Annotated in this window: 24 protein-coding genes and 2 tRNA genes; 12 read left to right on the forward strand and 14 right to left on the reverse strand. The window is 72.0% G+C overall.

Annotation, left to right across the window (positions count from 1 at the left end):
• The first annotated feature begins 8 nt into the window (after nucleotides 1–8).
• The gene (locus ACOJUI_RS08050; protein WP_422117527.1) at nucleotides 9–1,193 is read left to right on the forward strand and encodes a tyrosine-type recombinase/integrase; all 1,185 of its coding nucleotides are present in this window, start codon (nucleotides 9–11) and stop codon (nucleotides 1,191–1,193) included.
• 208 nt (nucleotides 1,194–1,401) lie between these two features.
• Here the strand turns inward: ACOJUI_RS08050 and ACOJUI_RS08055 are convergent.
• Both ACOJUI_RS08055 and ACOJUI_RS08060 read right to left on the reverse strand, forming a co-directional pair.
• Nucleotides 1,402–1,475, reverse strand: a tRNA-Pro gene (locus ACOJUI_RS08055).
• 20 nt (nucleotides 1,476–1,495) lie between these two features.
• Nucleotides 1,496–1,566, reverse strand: a tRNA-Pro gene (locus ACOJUI_RS08060).
• Nucleotides 1,567–1,726: 160 nt separating this feature from the next.
• On the opposite strand from ACOJUI_RS08060, the gene ACOJUI_RS08065 reads away from it, so the two are divergent.
• The 7 genes from ACOJUI_RS08065 to ACOJUI_RS08095 all read left to right on the forward strand — a co-directional run bounded on the left by ACOJUI_RS08065 (nucleotide 1,727) and on the right by ACOJUI_RS08095 (nucleotide 6,565).
• Nucleotides 1,727–2,545 (forward strand): class I SAM-dependent methyltransferase, encoded by an 819-nt coding sequence (locus ACOJUI_RS08065; protein ID WP_422117528.1) that lies wholly within the window; start codon nucleotides 1,727–1,729, stop codon nucleotides 2,543–2,545.
• Between the two features lie 35 nt (nucleotides 2,546–2,580).
• On the forward strand, nucleotides 2,581–3,519 hold the full coding sequence (locus ACOJUI_RS08070) for a DUF881 domain-containing protein (protein WP_422117529.1): 939 nt from the start codon (nucleotides 2,581–2,583) through the stop codon (nucleotides 3,517–3,519).
• A complete protein-coding gene (locus ACOJUI_RS08075; RefSeq protein WP_422117530.1) occupies nucleotides 3,516–3,848 on the forward strand; it encodes a small basic family protein in 333 nt (110 codons plus the stop codon). Before ACOJUI_RS08070 ends, ACOJUI_RS08075 begins: the two co-directional genes overlap by 4 nt.
• Nucleotides 3,845–4,594 carry a DUF881 domain-containing protein gene (locus tag ACOJUI_RS08080; RefSeq protein ID WP_422117531.1) on the forward strand — a complete coding sequence of 250 codons (750 nt, stop codon included), beginning with the start codon at nucleotides 3,845–3,847 and terminating at the stop codon, nucleotides 4,592–4,594. The genes ACOJUI_RS08075 and ACOJUI_RS08080 overlap by 4 nt, the downstream gene beginning before the upstream one ends.
• A 125-nt stretch (nucleotides 4,595–4,719) precedes the next feature.
• Nucleotides 4,720–5,163 (forward strand): FHA domain-containing protein, encoded by a 444-nt coding sequence (locus ACOJUI_RS08085; RefSeq protein ID WP_422117532.1) that lies wholly within the window; start codon nucleotides 4,720–4,722, stop codon nucleotides 5,161–5,163.
• 4 nt (nucleotides 5,164–5,167) lie between these two features.
• Entirely contained in the window at nucleotides 5,168–5,860 is a 693-nt protein-coding gene (locus tag ACOJUI_RS08090) for a MerR family transcriptional regulator (RefSeq protein WP_422117533.1), read from the forward strand.
• Nucleotides 5,861–5,980: 120 nt separating this feature from the next.
• Nucleotides 5,981–6,565, forward strand: coding sequence for a MerR family transcriptional regulator (locus tag ACOJUI_RS08095; RefSeq protein WP_422117534.1), 585 nt, complete (start codon nucleotides 5,981–5,983; stop codon nucleotides 6,563–6,565).
• Nucleotides 6,566–6,644: 79 nt separating this feature from the next.
• On the opposite strand, the gene ACOJUI_RS08100 is transcribed toward ACOJUI_RS08095, so the two are convergent.
• Entirely contained in the window at nucleotides 6,645–7,436 is a 792-nt protein-coding gene (locus tag ACOJUI_RS08100; RefSeq protein WP_422117535.1) for a ParA family protein, read from the reverse strand.
• A gap of 94 nt (nucleotides 7,437–7,530) precedes the next feature.
• Between ACOJUI_RS08100 and ACOJUI_RS08105 the strand changes: the two genes are divergently transcribed.
• The gene (locus ACOJUI_RS08105; protein WP_422117536.1) at nucleotides 7,531–8,550 is read left to right on the forward strand and encodes a methyltransferase; all 1,020 of its coding nucleotides are present in this window, start codon (nucleotides 7,531–7,533) and stop codon (nucleotides 8,548–8,550) included.
• Nucleotides 8,551–8,559: 9 nt separating this feature from the next.
• Here the strand turns inward: ACOJUI_RS08105 and ACOJUI_RS08110 are convergent, their stop codons facing one another.
• The 4 genes from ACOJUI_RS08110 to ACOJUI_RS08125 all read right to left on the reverse strand — a co-directional run bounded on the left by ACOJUI_RS08110 (nucleotide 8,560) and on the right by ACOJUI_RS08125 (nucleotide 11,341).
• Nucleotides 8,560–8,682, reverse strand: a complete 123-nt coding sequence (locus ACOJUI_RS08110) for a hypothetical protein (RefSeq protein ID WP_422117537.1) — start codon at nucleotides 8,680–8,682, stop codon at nucleotides 8,560–8,562.
• 193 nt (nucleotides 8,683–8,875) lie between these two features.
• Complete coding sequence (locus ACOJUI_RS08115; RefSeq protein WP_422117538.1) at nucleotides 8,876–9,190, reverse strand: hypothetical protein; 315 nt, start codon at nucleotides 9,188–9,190, stop codon at nucleotides 8,876–8,878.
• Between the two features lie 4 nt (nucleotides 9,191–9,194).
• Nucleotides 9,195–10,196 (reverse strand): sugar phosphate isomerase/epimerase family protein, encoded by a 1,002-nt coding sequence (locus tag ACOJUI_RS08120; protein ID WP_422117539.1) that lies wholly within the window; start codon nucleotides 10,194–10,196, stop codon nucleotides 9,195–9,197.
• A gap of 35 nt (nucleotides 10,197–10,231) precedes the next feature.
• Nucleotides 10,232–11,341 (reverse strand): Gfo/Idh/MocA family protein, encoded by a 1,110-nt coding sequence (locus tag ACOJUI_RS08125; protein WP_422117639.1) that lies wholly within the window; start codon nucleotides 11,339–11,341, stop codon nucleotides 10,232–10,234.
• A 158-nt stretch (nucleotides 11,342–11,499) separates the two neighbouring features.
• Between ACOJUI_RS08125 and ACOJUI_RS08130 the strand changes: the two genes are divergently transcribed.
• Nucleotides 11,500–12,297 (forward strand): transglutaminase-like domain-containing protein, encoded by a 798-nt coding sequence (locus tag ACOJUI_RS08130; protein ID WP_422117540.1) that lies wholly within the window; start codon nucleotides 11,500–11,502, stop codon nucleotides 12,295–12,297.
• 25 nt (nucleotides 12,298–12,322) lie between these two features.
• Here the strand turns inward: ACOJUI_RS08130 and ACOJUI_RS08135 are convergent, their stop codons facing one another.
• Both ACOJUI_RS08135 and ACOJUI_RS08140 read right to left on the reverse strand, forming a co-directional pair.
• Complete coding sequence (locus tag ACOJUI_RS08135) at nucleotides 12,323–13,234, reverse strand: PAC2 family protein (protein WP_422117541.1); 912 nt, start codon at nucleotides 13,232–13,234, stop codon at nucleotides 12,323–12,325.
• Nucleotides 13,235–13,330: 96 nt separating this feature from the next.
• Nucleotides 13,331–14,134, reverse strand: coding sequence for a TSUP family transporter (locus tag ACOJUI_RS08140; RefSeq protein WP_422117542.1), 804 nt, complete (start codon nucleotides 14,132–14,134; stop codon nucleotides 13,331–13,333).
• 113 nt (nucleotides 14,135–14,247) lie between these two features.
• Here ACOJUI_RS08140 and ACOJUI_RS08145 point away from each other — a divergent pair, with 113 nt between their 5' ends.
• Entirely contained in the window at nucleotides 14,248–15,192 is a 945-nt protein-coding gene (locus tag ACOJUI_RS08145) for a transglutaminase domain-containing protein (protein ID WP_422117543.1), read from the forward strand.
• Nucleotides 15,193–15,217: 25 nt separating this feature from the next.
• Here ACOJUI_RS08145 and ACOJUI_RS08150 read toward each other — a convergent pair whose 3' ends face one another.
• On the reverse strand, nucleotides 15,218–15,961 hold the full coding sequence (locus tag ACOJUI_RS08150; protein WP_422117544.1) for a hypothetical protein: 744 nt from the start codon (nucleotides 15,959–15,961) through the stop codon (nucleotides 15,218–15,220).
• An 84-nt stretch (nucleotides 15,962–16,045) separates the two neighbouring features.
• On the opposite strand from ACOJUI_RS08150, the gene ACOJUI_RS08155 reads away from it, so the two are divergent.
• Nucleotides 16,046–16,615 carry a maltokinase N-terminal cap-like domain-containing protein gene (locus ACOJUI_RS08155; protein ID WP_422117545.1) on the forward strand — a complete coding sequence of 190 codons (570 nt, stop codon included), beginning with the start codon at nucleotides 16,046–16,048 and terminating at the stop codon, nucleotides 16,613–16,615.
• A 1,609-nt stretch (nucleotides 16,616–18,224) separates the two neighbouring features.
• On the opposite strand, the gene ACOJUI_RS08160 is transcribed toward ACOJUI_RS08155, so the two are convergent.
• From ACOJUI_RS08160 to ACOJUI_RS08175, 4 genes are all read right to left on the reverse strand, one after another.
• Nucleotides 18,225–19,628 (reverse strand): multidrug effflux MFS transporter, encoded by a 1,404-nt coding sequence (locus ACOJUI_RS08160; RefSeq protein WP_422117546.1) that lies wholly within the window; start codon nucleotides 19,626–19,628, stop codon nucleotides 18,225–18,227.
• A gap of 113 nt (nucleotides 19,629–19,741) precedes the next feature.
• The gene (locus ACOJUI_RS08165; protein WP_422117547.1) at nucleotides 19,742–20,743 is read right to left on the reverse strand and encodes a CPBP family intramembrane glutamic endopeptidase; all 1,002 of its coding nucleotides are present in this window, start codon (nucleotides 20,741–20,743) and stop codon (nucleotides 19,742–19,744) included.
• Between the two features lie 95 nt (nucleotides 20,744–20,838).
• Nucleotides 20,839–21,594 (reverse strand): queuosine precursor transporter, encoded by a 756-nt coding sequence (locus ACOJUI_RS08170; protein WP_422117548.1) that lies wholly within the window; start codon nucleotides 21,592–21,594, stop codon nucleotides 20,839–20,841.
• A 35-nt stretch (nucleotides 21,595–21,629) separates the two neighbouring features.
• Nucleotides 21,630–22,427: a GH25 family lysozyme gene (locus tag ACOJUI_RS08175; RefSeq protein ID WP_422117549.1), complete on the reverse strand. Its 798-nt coding sequence runs from the start codon at nucleotides 22,425–22,427 to the stop codon at nucleotides 21,630–21,632.
• Nucleotides 22,428–22,433: the final 6 nt, after the last annotated feature.

Genomic DNA, 22,433 nt, shown 5'->3' on the forward strand with positions numbered 1-22,433 from the left:
CCAAGCAGGTGCCGCCGATCGGCGTGAAGGTCTCCACAGACATGGAGCGCCGTTCCTACGGCATCCGCGCCCGGGCCCGCTGGACCGACCCGACCACCAAGCGCCGCGTCACCAGGTCGGAGATCGTGCGGGACGAAGCGGCGGCACAGGAGTTCTTCGACCAGCTTCGCAACTCCTCGACCAAGGGCATGGACGTGTCCATGACGCTGTTGGAGTTCGTGACCTCGATCGGTGACCGGTGGGCTCGGGGCCTGGACCCGACCTCTACCGGTGAGACCTACGGATACGGGCTGAAGCTGCGGGTGCTGCCGGCGCTCGGGCACCTGCCGGTAACGCAGCTCACCGCGGGGATCATCGACCGCACCATTGATGAGTGGGAGCAGCGCCACGGCGCGTCCACCATCAAGAACACCATCGCCCCGCTCGTGAGGGTGCTCGATGAGGCCGTGCGGGACGGGCTGATCCAGATCAACCCCGCGAAGAACCGCGCCAAGCGGAGCTTGAGCCGCAACGCCTTCCGCGGCCAGTCGTCCGAGCAGTCGTCGCCGCGGGCGCACGCGCTCCCGGACATGAAGACCCTCAACCGCCTCGCCAGAGCCTGCGGGAAGGTGCATCAGTCCTACAGCGACTTTGTGATGCTCGCCGCGCTGCTCGCCGCACGGTCTTCGGAGGTGTCCGGGTTGCAGGTAGGGGACGTGGAATTCGGCAAGAGCCTCGTCGTGATCCGCCGGCAGGTGTTCCCCGGCAAAGGCGGCCTGGTCACCAAGCCGACCAAGAGCCGCAAAGAACGCCGCGTGCCGATCTTCGAACCCCTGCGACCCGTGCTGGAACGACTCACCGAGGGCAAGCAGCCCGAGGACTCGTTGCTGGTCGGACCGAAGGGCGGCTACCTCACCACCGCGACCGTCCGCGACGCCACCAATTGGGACAGCATCGTGGCGAAGCTCGGACTACCGGACCTCACCCGGCACGGCTTGCGCCACACCGGAGCGACCTGGATGGCCGACGCAGGCATCCCGCTGCATGTTCTGCAAGACATCCTCGGGCACGCCTCAATGGAGACCACCCGCGGCTACCTCCACCCCGACGACCGGCATCTCGCATCGGCGACTGAACAAGCCAACGCCTTCCTCTCGGCCGCCGGCCAGCGAAAGCATGCCCGGCACAGTGGCCCTTCGACCAGGCGCCTGTGATGCACGCCGACCTCAGCGGGAATCGCCGCGCATACATTCTGGTCCCCTTTTGGTCCCCTTATCCACAGGACGGGGGTTCGAGGCGGTCCGGCCGTCCGCAGGAGACTGGCCAGCACCACCCCAGGGGGACCAGAGGGGGACCACGGAAAACGACCCTCGGACATGACGAAGCCCAGGCGAGAAACGTGCTCTCACCTGGGCTTTTACGTCGGGCTGACAGGATTTGAACCTGCGACCCCCTGACCCCCAGTCAGGTGCGCTACCAAGCTGCGCCACAGCCCGTGGCATGGATTTTCAGTTGTTCGGGCCGACCAGAGCGGGGTAAACCCCTTAACCCCCAGTCAGGTGCGCTACCAAGCTGCGCCACAGCCCGAACTCCTCCGTCTCCGGAGGACCGAGGAACACAGTACATCGGCCGGGCACCGGGAGCGAATCGAGGGGCGCGTGACCTGCGGCACCCGGTGTGGAATAGTCGGCACCAGCGGGCGGCGGCCGGTGCGCTCCGCCCCCCTCAGCCGTGTCAGGAGCGAGACATGATCGACGAGCAGGAGCTGCTGCGGTGGCGCCAGGCCTACCGCGAGGAGGGCGACCCCAGCAGCCTCACCGGGTACCCCGAGCCTGAGCTGCCGTGGAGCTGGCGCACGATGGTGGAGAACCTGGCGCCGATGGCGGACCGGGTGCTGGACCTCGGCACCGGCGGGGGAGGGGTGCTCGCCACCCTGGTCGACGTGCTCCCGGAGGGCACGGTCGCCACCGAGGGCCGCCGGACGAACCTGCCGGTCGCCCGGGAGCGGCTGACGCCGCTGGGGATCGAGGTGCTCGAGCACGACAGCGCCGACCCCGGCGCCCGGATCCCGGTGCCGGACGCGTCCTTCGGCCTGGTCATCAACCGCCACCAGCCCTACCGTCCCGCGGAGGTGGCCCGGGTGCTGGGACCCGCGGGCACCTTCCTCACCCAGCAGGTCGGCGAGGACGACGTCCACGAGATCCGCGAGGCGCTCGGGCTCGCGGAGCCGCCGCCGGGCCGGAACCTCGAGAACGCGGTGCACGAGCTCACCGCCGCCGGCTTCACGATCTCGCGCTCGGCGGCCTATCACGACGACCACGAGTTCGGGGACGTCCCCACCCTGCTGCGCTACCTGCGGCGGATGACCTGGGACGATCCGGCCGGCCCCGCCCTCGCGGAGCACCGCGCCGAGCTCGAGGAGCTCCACGAGCGGATGCAGCGGGGCCCGTTCACCGCGACCGTCAGCCGGTACGTGGTGCTCGCCCGCACCCCGGATGCCCCCGACACCGGGCGCACCGATTTCGCCGCGCTGCTGGACGACGAGCTCGAGGTCCCGCGGGTCTGAGCGGGGCGCGCGGACGCCGCCGCTAGGGTGCCGGTATGCGCGAGCACGATCCGAGGTCTTCGACACCGCACGGCGAGACGCCCTACTCGCCGACGTCGCTGCTGCGCGCCCTCACCGCGAACCCCTACGACGTCGAGGCCCTGCGCGAGGACGAGCACCCCGCCGCGGAGGCCGCGCCCCCGGACACCACCGCCATGCGCGGCCTCACCCTCGTGCTCGCCCTGCTGCTGGGCTTCGCGGTGGCCGTCTCCGTCATCGACCTGCGCCGCGAGGCCTCGGCCGAGGACAGCCCGCGCGCCGTGCTGGAGCAGGAGGTCCGCGAGACCCGCGAGGAGGCCGAGCAGCTCGAGGCGCGCCAGGAGGAGCTCGAGGCGCGGATCGCCGACGCCCAGGGCGAGGTGCTCGCCGACGACGACACCGAGCGCTCCGAGCGGCTGGAGAGCATCGAGGGCGTCGGCCCCGGCGCGGCGCTGGCCGGTCCCGGCGTGGTGCTGGTCCTCGAGGACTCGGCCCCGCTGCCGCCGAGCCCCGGCACCACCGACAGCACCGTGAACCGGGTGACCGACGGCGACGTGCAGCTGGCCGTCAACGGGCTCTGGGCCGCCGGCGCCGAGGCCGTGGCCGTCAACGGGGAGCGCCTGACCAGCACCAGCGCGATCCGCACCGCCGGCTCCGCGATCCTGGTCGACTTCCGGCCGCTGTCCCCGCCGTACCGCATCACCGCCCTCGGCGACGCGCAGGCGCTGCGCGAGGGGGTGGAGGCGGGGGAGGGAGGCGCGTACCTCGAGGAGATCTCCACCCGCTTCGGCATCCGCGTCTCCTGGGAGCAGGGCGAGGAGCTCACCGTGCCCGCCCGCACCGCCGGCACCCTGCGCGAGGCCTCCGCCCCCGAGGACCAGGACCGCGGCACCCCTGCACCGGTCACCGCACCGACCCCCGCCGCCGAGGGCGGCAGCGAGGAGGAGAACCCGTGATCGCCATCATCGGACTGGTGGTGGGCATCGTGCTGGGCGTGCTCGTCCAGCCGGACGTGCCCGCCGTGCTCCAGCCCTACCTCCCGATCGCCGTGGTCGCCGCGCTGGACACCCTCGCCGGGGGTCTGCGCGCGAGCCTCGCCGGCGCCTTCGACGCCCACGTCTTCATCACCTCCTTCCTGTTCAACGTCCTGATCGCTGCGTTCCTGGTGTTCCTCGGCGACCAGCTCGGGGTGGGGGCGCAGCTGTCCACCGCCGTGATCGTCGTCCTCGGGATCCGGATCTTCTCCAACGCGGCCGCCATCCGGCGCCTGCTGTTCCGGTCATGAGCGGCGGCACCCGCACCCCCGGCAGCGCCGCGCAGCAGCGCCAGGCCTGGTCGCGCCTGCGCGGCACCCTGCGCCCGCGGGCCACGCTCGCCCAGCTGATCGTGGGGCTGCTGTGCCTGATGCTGGGGCTGTCGATCGCGGTGCAGGTGCGGGCGACCGACGACTCCCTCGACGGCGCCTCCGAGCAGGAGCTGGTGCGGCTGCTGGACGAGTCCGGCCGGCACGCGGCCGACCTCGAGGTCGAGAACGCCGAGCTGGACCGCACGCTGGAGACCCTGGCCTCGGGGGAGGGCGATGCGGCCGCCCGGGCCGCCGCCGAGGAGCGCCTGCAGGATCTCGAGATCCTCGCCGGCACCGCCCCGGCGCACGGCCGCGGCGTCGTCGTCTCCATCGCGGACCCGGCCTCCGGGGTGCGCGCCCCGACCCTGCTGAGCGTGATCCAGGAGCTGCGCAACGCCGGGGCGGAGGTGATCCAGATCGGGGACGTGCGGGTGGTCGCCTCGACCGCGATCACCACCGCGCAGGACGGCTCGCTGCTGGTGGACGGCACCGCGATGCGCACCCCGTACACGATCCTCGCGATCGGCGACCCGGCGGTGATGGAGCCGGCGCTGCGCATCCCCGGCGGCGCCGCGGACTCGGTCGCCGGGGACAGCGGCACCCTGGCGGTGGTCGCCGAGCAGGACGTCCGCATCGAGGCCACGGTCGAGCTGAGGTCACCGGAGCACTCCCGGGTGGTCAAGTGATCGTCAATTCTTGATCTGCCGCCGGTGCGGAGGGCCTGTGGGGGCTCCGGGCATGCGAAGATATATGGGCCGTGCCCTGCGCGCTCATTGCGCAGGGTCCGCAGCAGGACAGGAAGGGGTGCGCGGTGTCAGGGAACATCGAGTGGAGCGACGAGAATCTCGACCACACGTCGAAGCTGAGCGCGATCTCGCCCAACGACCCCCTGGACGACGCCGAGCCCGGTCTCTCGTCCCAGGACCGTCGGGCGATCGAGAAGCTTCCGCCGCGCAGCGCGCTGCTGATCGTGCGGAAGGGCCCCAACCTGGGGGCGCGCTTCCTGCTGGACTCGGAGACCACCATCGCCGGCCGGCACCCGCACAGCGAGATCTTCCTCGACGACGTCACCGTCTCCCGCAAGCACGCCGCCTTCGTGCGCGACGGCGACGGCTTCCTGGTGCGCGACCTCGGCTCGCTCAACGGCACCTACGTGGGCAAGGACCGGGTCGACGAGGCCCGACTGCAGGCCGGCCAGGACGTGCAGATCGGCAAGTACCGCCTGACGTACCACCCGTTCCACGGGACGGCCTGAGGCGATGTCGGCCTCCGCCGCGCGCGGAACCAGCAGCTCCGTCGCCGCACGGCTCAGCATCGGTCAGGTGCTCGAGATCCTGCGCACGGAGTTCCCGGAGATCGCGCATTCGAAGCTCCACTACCTCGAGTCCGAGGGGCTGATCACCCCCGAGCGCACCTCGGCGGGATACCGCAAGTACAGCCGCGAGGACGTCGAGCGCCTGCGCTTCGTGCTGCGCGCCCAGCGGGACCGCTTCTGGCCGCTCAAGGTCATCAAGGAGCACCTGCTCGAGCACGGCGTCGACTCCGAGGTCACCTCGATCGCCTCCCGGCCCGGACCCAGCTCGACGCTGCAGGCCGTGCGGCTGGACCGGCGGGGACTTGCCCGCGAGGCGGGGGTCGAGGACGCCTTCCTGGACGAGCTCGAGCAGTACGGCCTGCTCATCGAGGGGACGCTGTTCTACGGGTCCACCGAGCTGGAGATCGTCGGCGCCGCCCGCGAGCTCGCCGAGCAGGGCCTGCATCCCCGCCACCTGGTGATGCTGCGGACCTCGGCCGAGCGCGAGGCGCACATGGTCCGCTCCGTGGCCCGGCCCCGCAACCGCTCCGGCGACTCCGCCGCCCGCGGCGAGGCCGAGGACTTCGCCCGCGATCTCGGGGAGTCGATGATCACCCTGCACTCGGCGGTGCTGAGGACCAAGCTGCGCGAGCCCTGAGGCCCGTCACCGTTCCGTGACCCTGCCCCGGCGCGTTGCTGTCGGCCGCAGGGGAGTTCGCGCTAGTGTGGACGCGTGCTCTCACCTTCCCCCTCGGAGAGCCGGAACCCGGAGGCAGCTGTGAACGCCAGTCCTGGCGATGATCGCACCGAGCAGACCACGGTGCCTGCGGAGCCCGCCCAGGGCGTGCTCTTCGACGACCTCATGGACGCTCCCGGCGAGCTCGGCTACCGCGGGCCCGCCGCCTGCAAGGCCGCCGGCATCACCTACCGCCAGCTCGACTACTGGGCCCGCACCGGCCTGGTCGAGCCCGGCGTCCGCGCCGCCCACGGCTCCGGCAGCCAGCGCCTCTACGGCTTCCGCGACATCCTGGTGCTGAAGGTCGTCAAGCGCCTGCTGGACACCGGCGTCTCCCTGCAGCAGATCCGCATCGCCGTCAGCGCGCTGCGGGAGCGCGGTATCGACGACCTCGCCGGCATCACCCTGATGAGCGACGGCGCCTCGGTCTACGAGTGCACCTCCGCCCAGGACGTCTTCGACCTGGTCCAGGGCGGTCAGGGCGTGTTCGGCATCGCCGTCGGCCGGGTCTGGCGCGAGGTCGAGAACGAGCTCTCCGTGCTGCCGGGCGTGAACCCCGCCGACGACGCGGCCCTCGCGCTGCAGGACGAGCTGGCCGCCCGGCGCCGCTCCCGCCAGGCCGGCTGACCAGCCGCTCCGGCCCCCGGACAGACACGAACGGCGAGCCCCGGGAAGGGACTCGCCGCTCTTTCGCGTCCGGGGTGGGTCAGGAGTTCTGGCGCGAGTCCATGACCGTCCGCAGCAGGCCGTCGAAGTCCTCGGTCAGGCGCTTGCCCGAGGCGCCCTCGTAGCGGTGCAGCGGCACCGCGCCGCCCTGCGCCTGCTGCAGGCCCACCCGCTCCTCGATGACCGGCTCGAGCACCGCCTCGCCGAACAGCTCACGCAGCTCCGCCAGCCGGTACTGGTGCTCGACCGAGCGGGGGCGGTAGCGGTTGACCACCAGCCCCAGCGGCTGCAGCCGCGGCGCGATGCCCTCCTCGCGCATCTCGGTGGCGAGCTTGAGGGCGCGATCGGCGGCGGTCACCGCGAAGAAGCCGGGCTCGGCGATCACCAGGGAGCGGTCCGAGGCGGCCAGCGCCATCTGGGTCAGGCCGTTCAGCGACGGCGGGCAGTCGATCAGCACCAGGTCGTACTGATGGGTCCGCTTGTCGAGCGCCTGATGCAGACGCTGCAGGTCCTTGGTGGTGGGGGTGGGGGAGTCCATGATCGAGGAGCGGTTGGACCCCGGGATGATGTCCAGGTGCGAGGCGGCCCCGCTCGCCCAGGGCGTCGGGATGATCGCCCGGTCGACGGTCTCCGTGCGCGGGGAGGACAGCACCTCGGCGATGTCCAGGGTGCTGGCCGGCTCGCCCAGCAGACCGAGGGTGGAGTCACCCTGCGGGTCCAGATCGATCACGAGCGTGTTCACCCCCTGATGGAGGGCCGCGGAGGCCAGGCCCAGGGTCACCGACGTCTTGCCGACGCCGCCCTTGAGGGAACACACACTCACGATGAACACGCAGCGAGTCTACCGACCCGGCCCGGTGCACCGGTGCCGCGACGGGCGGTAACCTGCCGGAATCGTCCGCGACGCGGGCCGGGAGAGGGAGACGATGGCGCAGATCACGCATGAGCTGGTGCTCGAGGTGCTCGACGGTTGCGCGGCCAGCGCGCTGAGCGAGGCCCGGCAGTTGGGGTTCGCCCGGGTGACCGGGCCGACGGAGCTGTCGCTGCGCACCGACGACCTCGACGCCGTGCGGTCCCTGCGCCGGGTGGTGGCGGCCTCCACCGCGCTGACCGTCCCCGCGCGCCGGCCCCGCGAGCTGCTGGAGACCTCGGTCCAGCAGCGGCTGGGGGAGCTGCTGGACGCGCTGCGGCGCCAGCGCCCCCGGCAGCGCTTCCGCGGCCTGCGGCTCGAGGCGGCCGGCTCCGACACCGCCGACATGCGCCGCCTCGCCCAGGCCCTCGCCGAGCTCGCCGGACTGACGGTACGGCCCGACGGCGACCTGGTGGTGCGGGTGCGCCGCGGCGCCCCCGCCGGGACCTGGCAGGTGCTGCTGCGCACCACGCCGCGCCCCCTGGCCACCCGGGCCTGGCGCACCGTCGACTACCCCGGCGCCGTCAACGCCACCATCGCCGCGACCGTGCTGGACCTGCTCGAGGTCGGCGGCGAGGACGCGCTGCTGGACATGACCTGCGGCTCGGGCACCTTCCTGGTCGAGCAGCTGTACGTGGCCGCGCCCGCCCGGGCGGTCGGCGTGGACCTCGACGCCGCCGCGATCGCCGCCGCCGAGCAGCACCAGCGGTCCGCCCGCCGCCGGGGCCGCATCGACTGGGTCACCGGCGACGTGCTGGAGGTGGACCTCGAGCCCGGCTTCACCCGGATCCTCACCAACCCGCCCTGGGGGACCCTGCACGGGGAGCACGAGGACAACCAGCAGCTGCTCGCGGATCTCCTGCGCCGCGCCGCCGAGCTGGCCGCCCCGCAGGCCCGGCTGGGGGTGCTCACCCACGAGATCACCCGCATGCACCGCGTGCTCGAGACCGCGGCCGCCGGATGGCGCCCCCTGGGCGAGCATCGCTTCTTCCAGAAGGGGCACCACCCGCGGCTGTTCCTGCTCGAGCGGGGCTGAGCGGGCCGCTCACAGCCCGCGTCGGCCCTCCTGCAGCGCGCGCAGCGCGGGCGCCTCGCCGTGCACCAGCACCCGCGCCACCTCGTCGCGGCCGCTGACCCACAGCAGCAGCTCGAGCGCCTCGCCGTGCACCCGCAGGCTCCCTCCGCACGGCGCGAGCGCACCCGCCGCCCGCCCAGCGGGGAGACCAGGGCGACGTCGGCCCGGACGTGCACGGCCAGCGGGGCCATCAGCCCCACGGCCCGCCACGCCGCGGCCGCCGTCTGCGCGGGCAGTCGGCGCGGGACCCAGCCGTCCTGGGCGCGGCGCAGGTCCTCGTGGTGGATCAGCAGCTCGCCCTGCCCGCTGAGGCGGTCGGCCGCGCCGACGGGGAGAAGCGCCCCGGTCCGGCGCGGAACCGGTCGACGCGCTCTCGCCAGGGCAGGTCGCGCAGCGCCTGCCGGGCCGACCCGGCCCGGCGGCCGAGCGGGCCCGGCAGGCGCCCGCCGACCATCAGGTGGGGGTGGCGCTCGCGCAGCAGCAGGTGCTCGAGCAGGTCGGCGGCGTCCCAGCCCGGCAGGATGGTCGGGGCGGAGGGGCCGAGCGCGCTGAAGGTGTCCGCGAACGCCTCGCGCTCGGAGGCGGGGGATGAGGTCGGCATCGGATCAGCTCTGGTTGCTGAAGGCGGCGTCGAAGGAGACCTCCGAGGCGGGGTAGTCGAGCGTCCTCAGGAACTCCAGGGCCTCCTTGGCGCCGTGCAGGCGGTCCATCCCGGCGTCCTCCCACTCGACCGAGATCGGGCCCTCGTAGCCGATGGAGCGCAGCGCGCGGAAGGCCGCGTCCCACGGCACGTCGCCGCGTCCGAAGGAGACGAAGTCCCAGCCGCGGCGGGGGTCGCCCCAGGGCAGGTGGGAGCCGAGCCGGGTGTTGCGGCCGGTGATGCGCACCCGGATGTCCTTGCAGTCGACGTGGTAGATGCGGTCGGCGAAGTCGGTGATGAAGGAGACCGGGTCGATCTCCTGCCACAGGAAGTGGGAGGGGTCCCAGTTCAGGCCGAAGGCGGGGCGGTGGTCGATGGCCTCGAGGGTGCGCTGGGTGGTCCAGTGGTCGTAGGCGATCTCGGAGGGGTGGACCTCGTGGGCGAAGCGCACCCCGCACTCGTCGAACACGTCGAGGATCGGGTTCCAGCGGTCGGCGAAGTCCTGGTAGCCGGCGTCGATGACGTCCTGGGGGACCGGCGGGAACATCGCCACGTAGGGCCAGATCTTCGAGCCGGTGAAGCCGACGATCGTGCTCACGCCCAGCTTCTGGGCCAGCCGGGCCGCGTCCTTCATGTCCTCGGCGGCGCGCTGCCGCACGCCCTCGGCCTCCCCGTCGCCCCAGATGCGCTGGGGGACCATCGCCTGGTGCCGGAAGTCGATGGGGTCGTCGCAGATGGCCTGGCCCACCAGGTGGTGGGAGATCGTCCAGCACTTCAGCCCGTGCTTCTCGAGGATCCCGAGCCGCTCGGCGATGTACTCGTCGTCGTCCCAGCGGGAGGCGTCGAGGTGCTCACCGGAGATCGCGATCTCCAGGCCGTCGTAGCCCCAGCCGGCGGCGAGCTCCGCCACCTCGTCGAGGGTCAGGTCGGCCCACTGGCCGGTGAACAGGGTGTGGGGATGAGCCATGGTGCGGTCGCTCCTGGGGTGGTGGGGTGGACGGGTCAGAGGGTGACGGTGGCGCCGTCGGCGGCGTGCGAGGCGGTGATCGCCTCGAGCACCCGCTGCAGGGCGAGGCCGTCGGCGAAGTCGGGGGAGTAGGGCGCGGCGTCGCCGTCGCGGATCGCCAGCAGCAGGTCCCGGGCCTGGTTCGTGAAGGCGTTCTCCCAGCCCAGCACGTGCCCCTGCGGCCACCAGGCCTCGAGGTAGGGATGCTCGGGCTCGGTGACCAGCACCCGGGTGAAGCCCTGCTCGGCGACCGGGAGGCCGGCGTCGAGGAACCAGAGCTCGTTGGGGCTCTCCAGGTCGAAGCGCAGGGCGCCGCCGGTGCCGTACAGCTCCACGGTGAGCTGGTTCTTGACGCCGGTCGCCATCCGCGAGACCTCCACCGAGGCGAGCGCCCCGCCGTCGAGCTCGAGCGTCGCCCAGGCGGCGTCGTCGACGGTGACCGGCTCCGGACCGTCGGCCCCCGGGCGCTGCGGCACCATGGTCGCCAGCCGGCCCCGCACCGCGCGGACGCGCTGCCCGGTGAGGTGCTGGATCTGGTCGATCGCATGGGAGGCGATGTCGCCGAGCGCCCCGCTGCCGGCGGTCTCCTCCCGCAGCCGCCAGGTCATCGGCGCCTCCTCGTCGACCAGCCAGTCCTGCAGGTAGGCGGCGCGGGCCTGACGGATGGTGCCGAGCTTCCCGGCGCGCACGAACTGCGCGGCCAGCGCCAGCGCCGGCACCCGGCGGTAGGTGAAGCCGAGCGCGGCGACCTGCCCGCGCTCGGCGGCGGCCTGCGCCGCGCGGACCATCGCCTCGGCCTCGGCGGTGGAGTTGGCCAGCGGCTTCTCGCACAGCACGTGCTTGCCCGCCTCGAGCGCGGCGATCGCGATCTCGGCGTGGAGGAACCCGGGGGTGCAGATGTCGACGATGTCGACGTCGTCCCGGGAGATCACCTCGCGCCAGTCGGTGGCGTGCTCCTGCCAGCCCAGGCGCCGGGCGGACTCGGCGACCGCCTGCGGGTCGCGGCCCACGATCACGCGCCGGGCGACCTCCGGCACGTCGAAGGCCGCGCCGACCGTGCGCCAGGCCTGGGAGTGGGCGCGACCCATGAAGGAGTAGCCGATCATGGCGACGCCGAGCGGACGGTCGGGGGCGATGGGCACGGAGAGCTCCTGAGGCTGCGCAGATCGACGGTGACGACTGGGTCACCACCCTATGTCGCTGATCACGACGCGGCAAAGGAGGCGCCGCCGCGCGGCGGCCGGGCAGGGAGGAGACTGGGGCCATGGAACGACATGTGCGCGCGTGGATGAGGGCCGAGGTGGCCGAGGGCACCGATCTGGCCCTGCTGGTGGCGGTCTCGGACGCCCCGGTGGCCGAGGAGTCGCTGAGCGCGGTGGCGGGCGGCTCCCCGCATCCGGTGACCGAGACCCGCGACCGCTACGGCAGCCGCCTCCACCTGGTGCACGGTCTGCCGACGGGGACCGTGGAGATCGTCTACGAGGCCCGCGGCGTCGCCCCGGCGACCGCCGCGCGCGCCCAGGACGCCGACGCCGCGGTGCACCTGCGCCCCTCCCGCTACTGCGAGGTCGACGAGTTCGCGAAGATCGCCGCGGAGATCGTCGGCGATCGCCGCGGGGCCGAGGCGATGGACGCCGTGGTCGACTGGGTGCACGCCCACCTGGACTACGTGCCGGGCTCGAGCACCAGCTCCGATTCGGCGCGCAGCACCTACGTCTCCCGCGAGGGCGTATGCCGGGACTACGCGCACCTCACCGCGACGCTGCTGCGGGCCGGCGGGATCCCCGCCCGCTGCGTCTCGGTGTACGCGCCGGGGCTCAGCCCGATGGACTTCCACCTGGTGGTCGAGGCTCTGATCGACGGCCGCTGGCTGGTGGTCGATTCCACGCACCTCGCGCCGCGCGCCTCGCTGGTGCGGATCGCGACCGGGCAGGACGCCGCCGACACCGCCTTCATGACCACGCTGCGGGGCGACGTGAGGCTGACCGGGATCCAGGTCAGCGCGGTCGTGGACCCGGCGCTGCCGCGCGAGGACCCGCGGGAGCGGATCGTCCTGCGCTGAGGCGCAGGGCGCGGCGGCCGGGACCTCAGTCGGCGGAGCCGTCCTCCTCGGGGGCGCGGCCCTCCTCGAAGCTCGCCAGGTACTGCTCGACCTCCGCGGCGATCGCCTCGGCGGTGGGCACCTCGGCGCCGGCGCCGGCGGTGATCATCTTGTCGAACCGCTTCTCGAGCCCGGCGACCATCTCCTGCAGCGGGGGCTGGGCATCGATCTGCGCGGACACGGCCTCCCGCACCACCCGCGCCTGCGCCTCGAGCGCCCCGGTGGGGACCTGCGGACCCTTCTCCTCGCCGACGGCGCCGAGCAGCGCCGTCGCGGCGTCGGGGTATGCCATCTCGTGCAGGTACTGCGGGACGTGCACGGTCAGTCCCACCACGTCGTGGCCGGACTCGGCCAGGCGCATCGTCAGCAGGGCGGTGAACGGCGCCCGCAGCCGGAAGGTCCCGGGCATGGTGCGGCGCACCTCGATCGACTCGGGATCGCCCGCGAAGCGGGTCACCGGCAGCTCGCGGGTGTGGGGCACGGGGGCCGGGAAGCCCTGCAGCAGCAGGGTGCGCTCGATCCCGAGCTGGTCGATGACGATGCGCAGGGCGCTGGCGACCCGCTCCCACTGGAAGGAGGGCTCGGGCCCGGTGAGCAGGAAGAAGGTCTCACCGCCGAGATCGGTGACCTCGTGCAGCAGGATCTCGGGCCGGTCGTAGTCGGCGAAGCGGTCCAGCTCGAGGGTCACCTCGGGGCGCCGCCCCGCGTAGTCGTAGACCTGGTCCATGTCCAGCCGTCCGACGACGCGGCTGGAGAGGGTGTTCAGCAGATGGTCGTCGACGAGCCGCTGGGCCTCGCCCGCGTCGCTGTACGCGCCCAGGGTGACCAGGAGCGTGCGTCCGTGCAGGGCGCGCGAGTCCACGTGACGCTCGTAGCTGAACAGGGTCGTCGGATCCATCGTGACCTCCAGTGCGATGAGCCGCCTCGGGGCGGGAAGGGTGACCTCCCTTTCAACCACCCCGTCCGGGGAACTATTCCACCAGGTCCTGGGACCTCATGTGAACAGCGCCACGGTGTCGATCGCCAGGCGCACCGAGAGCGCACCGGTGACCACCAGGAACACGCCCCGCACGAAGCCGGAGCCGAGGCGCAGCGCGAGCCGCGCGCCGAGGTAGCCGCCGAGCACGTTGGCGATCGCCATCAGCACGCCGAGCAGCCACCACACCTCGCCCTGCAGCCCGAACACCAGCAGCGCCCCCAGGTTGGTGGTGAGGTTGGCGAGCTTCGCGTGGACGCTGGCCTCGAGGAAGCCGAAGCCCAGCAGGGCGACCATCGCGATGATGAAGAAGCTGCCGGTGCCGGGGCCGAGGATCCCGTCGTAGAGACCGACCGCGGCGCCGATGCCGCCGGCGCGCAGCACCTGGGCGCGGCCGCGGTGGCGGGGCTCGTGGACCAGGCCCATGGTGGGCCGCAGCAGCGTGTACGCGCCGACGGCGAGGACGGCCACCAGCACGATGGGGGAGAGCCAGGCGCGGGGGATGAACGAGGCCAGCCCCGCCCCGGCCGCGCTGCCGGCGAGGGCGCACAGGATCAGCGGGATCGCGGTGGCGGCCAGGGGGGTGATCCGTCGCACGTAGGTCCAGGAGGAGACCGCGGTCCCGGCGGCGGAGGCGATCTTGTTCGTGCCCAGCACCGCCCCGGTGGAGGCGTCGGCCGGCAGCGAGGTGAGCAGCGCCGGCAGCTGGACCAGTCCGCCGCCGCCGACCACCGCATCCACCCAGCCGGCCACGAAGGCGGCGCCGACCAGGAACGCCAGGGTGAGGACGGAGAGCTCCAGGAGCTGATCGAGCAGGGGCACCCGGGCAGTCAACACCGGCCGCGGCGGGGACCGCGAATCGGTCCGGAGCCTGGGGGACGGCCGGCGCCGGGCGGCCGATGACAGTGGGGGAGCGCCGGGCTCATACTGTCGCCATGGCGATGACGCTCTCGACCCCTCCGGTCCCGGCGGACTGGGCCCGGCACACGGCGGTCAGCGACCCGGGGGAGCATGCCCGGCTGTGGGATGCCGTCGCGCCGACGCCCGAGGCGATCGGTCCCGTGGTGCGCAATCTGCTGGCCCACTACCGCGTCCAGGCCGAGCACCTGCCCGCCTCCAGCCGCGAGGACGTCGACCTGCGCTGGGTCCGGCAGATGCTCGCCGTGGACCAGCAGCGGCACCCGGGCCGCGCCCCCGCGCAGGAGCGGGTGGTCGGTGAGCGGCTGCAGGGCTGCTGCCGGGACTCCACGCTGCTGGCGGTGAGCATCCTGCGCCATCACGGGGTGCCGGCCCGCAGTCGCGTCGGCTTCGCCCACTACTTCGCTCCCGACTGGCATCACGACCACGTGATCGTGGAGTTCCATGACGGTCGGCGCTGGCGTCGCTTCGACCCCGAGGTGGACCCGGCCTGGGGCCTGCCCCTGGACCCGCTGGACGTCCCCGGCGGCCCCGACGCGCCGTTCACCACGGCCGCCGAGGCGCTCCGGGCGCTGCGGCGCGGGACGCTGGACGCCTCCCGCTACGGCGTCGCGCCGGGCCATGAGGCGAGCGGTGAGGGCTTCGTGCTGACCGAGATCTTCCTGGAGCTCGCGCACCGGTACGGCGACGAGGTGCTGCTCTGGGACGCCTGGGGCGCCCTCCCGCCGCCCGCGGAACCCCTCGCGCCGGAGCTGCTCGGGGAGCTCGACGAGATCGCCGCCGACCTGGTCGCCGCGGACGGGGGAGACGCCGACGCCGAACAGCGCCTGTTCACGCGGTACCGGGACGACGAGCGGCTGCATCCCGCTGCGGCGGTGCTGTGCTGCTCGCCGGTGCGCGAGCCGGTGCGGGTGTCCCTGCAGGACCGCTCCGCCTCGTCCCCGGCCGGCCCCGGGGGCTGACGGGCACCCGCCGCGCGGGGACGTCTCAGCGGGTCCGGGTGCGGAGGGCCGGGTCCAGCCGCAGCATCCCGCTGCCGGCGCTGCGCTGGAACAGGCTCAGCAGCGAGGCCAGGGCGATCGCGATGCCGGACATCTCCAGCAGCTCCTCGACCATCGTGCCGTACAGATAGGTGTTGTTCACGACCCAGCCGGCGCTCTCGAGCACCCTGCCGTTGACGAACTCCACCCCGATGGCGCCGGCCACGAACAGCGCCCCGCCGAGGACGATGCCGTTGCGGGCGCGCGCCGGCAGCGAGAGCACGACCCGGGCCAGCAGCAGCACGACGACCAGGGCGATCGGCGCGCCGATCAGCACCCACGTGAAGCCCACGTCGAAGGGGAGGCGCTCGGCGATCCAGTTGCCCGGCACGTCCAGGCGCTCGTGGATCTCCAGGTACTCGTCGATCGAGGCGACCAGGGCGACGACGGCCAGCAGCCACCAGGAGGCGCGCAGGGCGGGACGGGACACGGCGATCACGGCGGCCACCACCCCCAGCAGCAGCCAGAGCCCGGAGCCGTACCAGGTGGCGAGGTTGTACTCGCGGCCCACGTCGAAGTACCAGAACACCGTGTGCAGGTTCTGCGAGAGCACGCCGGTGGTGCGCTGATGGGCGGTGAGGGACGCCAGGGCGATCAGGACGATCGCGAGGGCGACCACGATCAGCCACAGCGCGATCCGGGGCAGCGGGAGCGGGCGGAAGTCGTCCGGGACGGCAGATGGCGTGGGCATATGCACCAGGATATGAACACTCGAGGGCCAGGAGGCGAACGTCCCGCCCCGCCGCCGGGGCGTGTCGGCGGCTACCGTGGGGCCATGGCCATCATCTATCGGGCGCAGCTGCGCCCGTCCAAGTCCGAGATCCTCGCGTCCTTCCTCGCGGCGCGGTCGTGGGGGCAGGCGGGGGAGCCGGAGCTGCTCGGCGCCTACCGCTTCGACGACCCCGCCGGCGAGGTCGGCGTGGAGTGCCATCTGGTGCGCGTCGACGGGACGGTCTTCCATCTGCCGCTGACCTACCGGCCGGCGCCGCTCGAGGAGGCCGGCGAGCACCTGCTGAGCACCATGGAGCACTCGGTGCTCGGTGAGCGCTTCGTCTACGACGGCCTGTACGACGAGGTCGCGCTGGACTGCTTCCGACGGGCGCTGTGCGGCGAGCAGGAGCAGGCCGGCCTCGCGATCCACGAGGACGACGGGACGCTGCGCGAGACCCAGCAGCCGACGGTCACGCTGCGCCTCGAGGTCGACGCCGGCGAACGGCCGCCGAGCGGCCAGGAGCTGCTGGACGGCGAGCCGTTCACGATCGCCCGCACCGTGGGCGACCTCGACGGCACCGTGCGACTGGTCGCCGCCTGGCCGGGCGGCGAGGGCGTCGTCGCGGCGTACTGAGCCGGTCGCGACGACGGGCGACCGCCGAGGGGAGCGATCGGGGCTCCGCCCGGGGCTCCTCCCACGCCGACTTTACATAACGTGCATTATCGGCGTGCCGCAGCGATGTTGATGAGGTGACTCGATGCCATGACACACGGTCGGACGGCGGACGCCGTCGAGGTGCTGCGTGAATGGGTCGATCGACTTCACGCCGGTGTCGGCCGCGGTGCGCCGACGTTCGAGATCCGCGGTCGGCGGCACCACCGGCACCGTCGCCGGCCGACAATTCATTGAGCTTCCTGGATGCTGCATCGCCGGCAGTCACGAGCGTCATTGCCGAGTGCTTCAGACGCCGCATCGGAGCGTTCCGAAATCCCTCAGCTATCGCCATATTCCGGCAGCGCGGTGGGTCGTACCGCACCGTCGGGCCTCCCAGGGCCACCGTCAGCAACGCCAGGTCTTCCATGGCCATCGTCCGTGCCGCCGATCGTTATCCGACCGCTCTCCAAAAAGGATGGCTCGACGTATGGCTCCTCATGGCTAGTGCCCGTCGCGGGCCTAGCGATCTCGACCGATTCTACGCTCTTCTCTCCCGGGTAGAGCTCGGGAAGGGACGGGATTGCGCCGGACGCGCGTCTTTTCTTGCCCACCGGTTCCACCTCAACGGCTTTGTTCCACGCCGGCCTCGGCAACTCTGTCGCCGTATTCCGACACATACGACTCTGTTACGTGATCGATAATCTCGGGGCGCCACTAGGATGCAATATAGGCCCTTCTGGACATTTCCCTATCCAGCAGTTACGTGAACTGTCAGCGTACTGGCACTGCCGCAGCCGCGCACTGAAAGCTCCATCGAAGTGGGGTCTCTGTGGTCGATTGTTCGAGCAGCTCGGGCGGATATCTCCCCTTCGATAGCTCACAGGGACGGCGCGCCGTCATAATGGACTCCACCAAGTCTTTCTATAACTTGATCGGCACTCTTCGGCCCATGTGCCGACGCGAATCCGCCGGCGAATTCGAGCGCCGCGACTATCACAAAAGTAACAGGATATTCCCAAGAGCGACGCGTTCTCAGGTGCCTGCCGCGCATTGGGGCTCAGGGCAGTGTGCGTAAAGCATGTCACACTAGGCTGTTGCCCTCAAGCGTGCTGCGTGCGGTTCGACCCTGTTCGCCCAGCTCATACGGCGAAAGTTCCCGAACGGGCGATGAGGACACGATCGGACCGGGCGGGGAGGCGGCACCAGCCATTGCCCGCGCGTCCACTCATCGTTGCCAAGCGTGCACGGTACCGAGTGACCGTTGGCGCACAAGTCGCTCAGCCTGCGGAGTGGCGGCGGGCGACGAAGCATCGAGATTCTTGCACCGTGGTCGTTCGGTGCCCCTGACGTGTGGGCAGACCGGAGAGGCCCGCACGCTCGGCCGGAGCCGACACCAAGGTCGCGTGTCGTGCAGACTCGAGGTTCTGCTCATCGAGGACCGGAACGACGGTGGGGACGCTCCTCCGTGAAGTACGCAGCTCACGACTTCAAGAGGCCGCAAGCGGAAGAGGCGATCTCAGCCAGGCACACTTCCGAACACAGGGGATCGTCTCGTTCCTCCTCCCCCAGCACCCCCGGTGTCGGTGGATCAGTGCTGAGGCAGCCGCGCCGGATGGCCCAGCTGCCCCGCGCCGCTGCCACGGCCCGCGACGACGAAGAACACGGCCGAGATCAGGCAGCCGACGACCATCGCGATCGCCATCGGCAGCGCCGAGTGGGTGCCCGCGATGCCCACCAGCGGCGCGGCGATCGACGCCGAGAACGAGAATCCCAGGCCCAGCATCGCCGAGCCGGTGCCCGCGAACTCCCGGGCCTCGTTCGAGGCCAGCGCGCCGCCGTTGCCGAAGATCATGCCCTGCGGGGCGACGGTGAGGAAGAAGGCCGGGAACACGATCCAGGCCGGGGTGTCCAGGAACAGGCTTCCGATCAGCAGCGCGAAGGCGCCCAGCGAGACGATGATCAGCCCCACCCGGATGATCGAGCGCGGATGGATGGTGCGGGTCAGCCGGGCCGAGAGCAGCGACAGCGCCATCATGCCGCAGGAGTTGATCGCGAAGCTGATCGAGTAGGTGGTCGAGGAATGGCCCAGCATCGACTGCACCACGAAGGACGAGGCCGAGACGTACGCCATCAGCGCGAACGCCGAGAAGGCGTTGACCAGCAGGTACGAGACGAAGATCCGTCGGCCCAGCAGTACCCGGCAGTTGTGCAGGAAGGTGCGGAACCCGCCGCTGTGCCGTCGGGAGTGCGGCAGCGACTCGGGGATCAGGAACAGCACCCCCAGCAGCGAGAGCAGCGACATCACGGCGATCACCACGAAGATCTCGCGCCACTGCCCCACCAGCAGGATGATTCCGCCCAGCAGCGGGGCCACGATCGGGGCGACTCCCCCGACGCCCTGCATGACGTTCATGATCCGGAACAGCTCGGGACCGTCGGTCATGTCGATGAGCACGGCGCGTCCCAGCACCATGCCGAAGCCGCCGCCGATGCCCTGCAGGATGCGCATCACCAGCAGCAGCTCGACGCTCGGGGCGAGGGCGCAGCCGATCGAGGCCAGCAGGCACAGCACGATCCCGATCAGCAGCGGTCCGCGGCGGCCGATCCGGTCCGAGAGCGGACCGGCCACGATCTGCCCGCTCGCGGTGCCCAGGAAGAAGGCCGTGATGGTCAGCTGCATCGCCGAGGCGGTGGTCGCGAGGTCGCTGGCGACCTGCGGGAAGGCCGGGATGTACATGTCGGTGGCGAGCGGGCCGATCGCGCTGAGCGTGGTGAGCACGAGGATCACCATGGCGGTGACCTTGCCGCGGGTGCGGCGCAGCTCCTCCTCGCTGGGGAGGTGGGCGAGCTCGTGGTCCGCCGGGTCCTCGAGCACGGGGATGGCGCCGGTGATGGTGGGGATCTGACCGGTCACGGTGGGGATTGAGCCGGTGGCGGCGGCGGGCTCCTCGCGAGCGGTCTCGCGGAAGGGTTCGGGGGCGGCGGGCGGCACGGGGGTCCTTTCGAACGGGCAGGGGGCGAGCCGGGCGGATCCAGGGATCACGCCCGGCTCGACCGCGACATCCTAGGCGGGTCCGGCCCGCCGCGGAGCGCCCGTTCCAGCGCTCAGGCGACGACCTCGGCGGCCGTCCGGCGCCGCTCGAGCAGCCACACCAGCGCCACGGCCAGCACGTCCACGACCATGAAGACGAGCATGAACGGGCCGCCCATGCCCACGGACCGGTCGATCACCAGTCCCTCGCCGCCGGCGAACAGCGCGCCGAGCACCATCAGGATGAGGTTGTTGCTGACGTGGAAGGCGATCGGCGCCTCCAGGCCGCGGCTGATCACGGCCATCGCCGCCATGCACAGCCCGAACAGCGTGTAGTAGCTCAGCAGCCAGGGGTCGACCGACATGTGCACCAGGCCGAAGAGGATCGTCGAGACCACCATGCCCAGGACCAGGGCGGGCTTGGCGGCGCGGACCCAGGAGGCGGCGGCCGGCATGATCGCGCCGCGGAACATGAGCTCCTCCCCGGCCGCCTGCAGCGGCGTGGTCAGCAGCGCGACGACCAGCAGGCCGACGGTGGTGCCGGTCAGCGCGAAGGAGGTGAGCCCGGTCGAGGCGGGAGCGATCAGCTGCATGACGCCGAGCGCGGCGAGCACCAGGGCGGAGAACGCCGCGGCGTACACGCCGGTGCGCCGCAGGCTCATCCGGCGCGGCGAGGCCAGCAGCCGGCGCCACGGGACCCGGCCGATCAGGGCCATGGCCAGCACGGCCAGCGGACCCATGGCGGCCAGGCTGAGGTTGGTGGCCAGCATCATCAGCGGCGAGATGGTCAGGTCCCTCGGGTCGCGGCCGAAGAGGGCCGCCTCGATGATCATCACCACCAGCACCAGCACGATCTGCAGCACGAACATCGCGATCAGCAGGACGGGGATGATCACCAGCGGCTTCCACCAGCTCATCCGCAGGTGGGCACCGAAGGGACGGGAGTCGTCCGCGGACTCGGGACGCGGGGGCGCCACCGGGACGGCGGGCGCGGCCGGGGCGGGCGCGGCGGAGCTGGGAGCGACGGAGGTGGTGGGAGCAGTGGGCGGATCGGGGAGGGTGGCTGCGGTGTTCATGCGACCAGTCTTCCGGCGCCGCGGGCCGCACACATGATCGCTTGGGCGCAAGTGCAGGGCGACCTTCGTCGCGGTGCGCACCGACCGATCGTCGATCAGGCCGCGGCGGCCAGTCGCTCCTGGTAGCTCGGGTCGGTGCGCTTCAGCCGGCGGATCACTGCGGAGGTCACCGGGATCATCGCGTACTGGACGAGCACCTTGTAGAGCACGCCGAGGATCGTGTACTGCGCCCACTGCTCGAGGCTGGTGATGCCGATCGCCCGCGAAGCGATGGTGCAGAAGATGATCGTGTCGACCAGCTCGCCGAGCCCGCTCGAGGTGATGAGGCGGCCCACCAGTCCCCGCTCCCCCATCCGGCTCTTCATCCGGCCGACGACCAGGGAGTTCAGGCTCATCCCGGCCAGGAAGCCGGCCAGTCCGGCGAGCACCACGATCCAGACGGGACCGAGGGCCAGCTCGAGGGCCTCCTGCTTGGCGAGGCCGTAGGCATCGGGGAACGGCGGCAGGGCGATGAGCACCCAGTAGCTGAGGGAGGCCAGGATGCTGACGGCGAAGGAGGTGAGGATCGCGCGGCGGGCGGCGCGGGGCCCGTACAGCTCGGTGACGATGTCGCCGAGGACGTAGGCCAGGGGGAAGAGGAAGAAGCCGCCGTCGGTGAGGATCTCGAAGCCGGTGCCCGGGATGGTGCCGAAGCTGACCCCCTTGGCGGCGCCGATGCCGGAGAGGATCACCACCGTGACCATGGCGGCCAGGAGGATGTCGAAGTGGGAGCTGCCCCGGTCGGCGTAGACGGCGCCGGCCGGGCGTCCAGAGTGCTCTGTGTGTCGCTGTGTGCGGGGTTCGTTTCTCACCGGGGAAGGCTACACAGCCTCCGGCCGCAGAGGGGTCAGATGCCGTTCGCGCCGTAGTCGATCTCGCCGACGAAGCGGGCGAACTCCTCCTCGCTGCCGTACCAGCGGGCCGAGTCCCCGGCGAAGGGCCCGGAGTCCGAGTACTGCCACAGCTCCCAACCCCACCAGCGGCCCGGCAGCACGGTGGGGGCCTGGCTGCGGTAGGCCGCGAGGAACAGCGGGGAGTTCTTCGGGGTCCAGTCCCCCACCACGTCGGTCCACCAGCTGCGGTTGGTGTAGATGACCGGTCGGCGCCCGGTCTGCTCGCGGTACCGGCTCGAGAAGCCGGCGATCCAGTCGCGCATCTCCTGCGGGCTCAGCCCGTAGTCGCGGGGCAGGCCTGCGTAGGCCTCGAGGTCGACCATGCCGGGCAGGGTGATGCCGTCGGCGCTCCAGCCGCCACCGTTGTCCAGGAAGAAGTCGACCTGCTCCTCGGGGCCGCCGGAGTCGGGGCGCGCGAAGTGGTAGCCGCCGCGCACCAGGCCGGCCTCGCCGGCGCCGCGGTACTGATGGTTGAAGGCGGGGCTGCGGTAGCTGCGGCCCTCGGTGGCCTTGACGTAGGCGAAGCGGGAGCCGAGCGCGGCCTGGGCGTCCCAGTCGACCTCGCCCTGCCAGCCGGAGACGTCCTGGCCGTGGATGCCGGCGGCGTTCGCGGCGGGGGCCGCCAGGGCGGCCGTGCCGGTCCCCAGGGCGGCCGCCCCGAGCACACCCCCGCGCAGCAGGGAGCGGCGGGAGGCGCCGCCGGTCGAGGGGTCGGCGAGCGGGGCCAGGTGGCGGGGACGGTAGGCCGACATCGGCGT

Source organism: Brachybacterium sp. UNK5269 (genome assembly GCF_049266655.1).
GTDB lineage: Bacteria > Actinomycetota > Actinomycetes > Actinomycetales > Dermabacteraceae > Brachybacterium.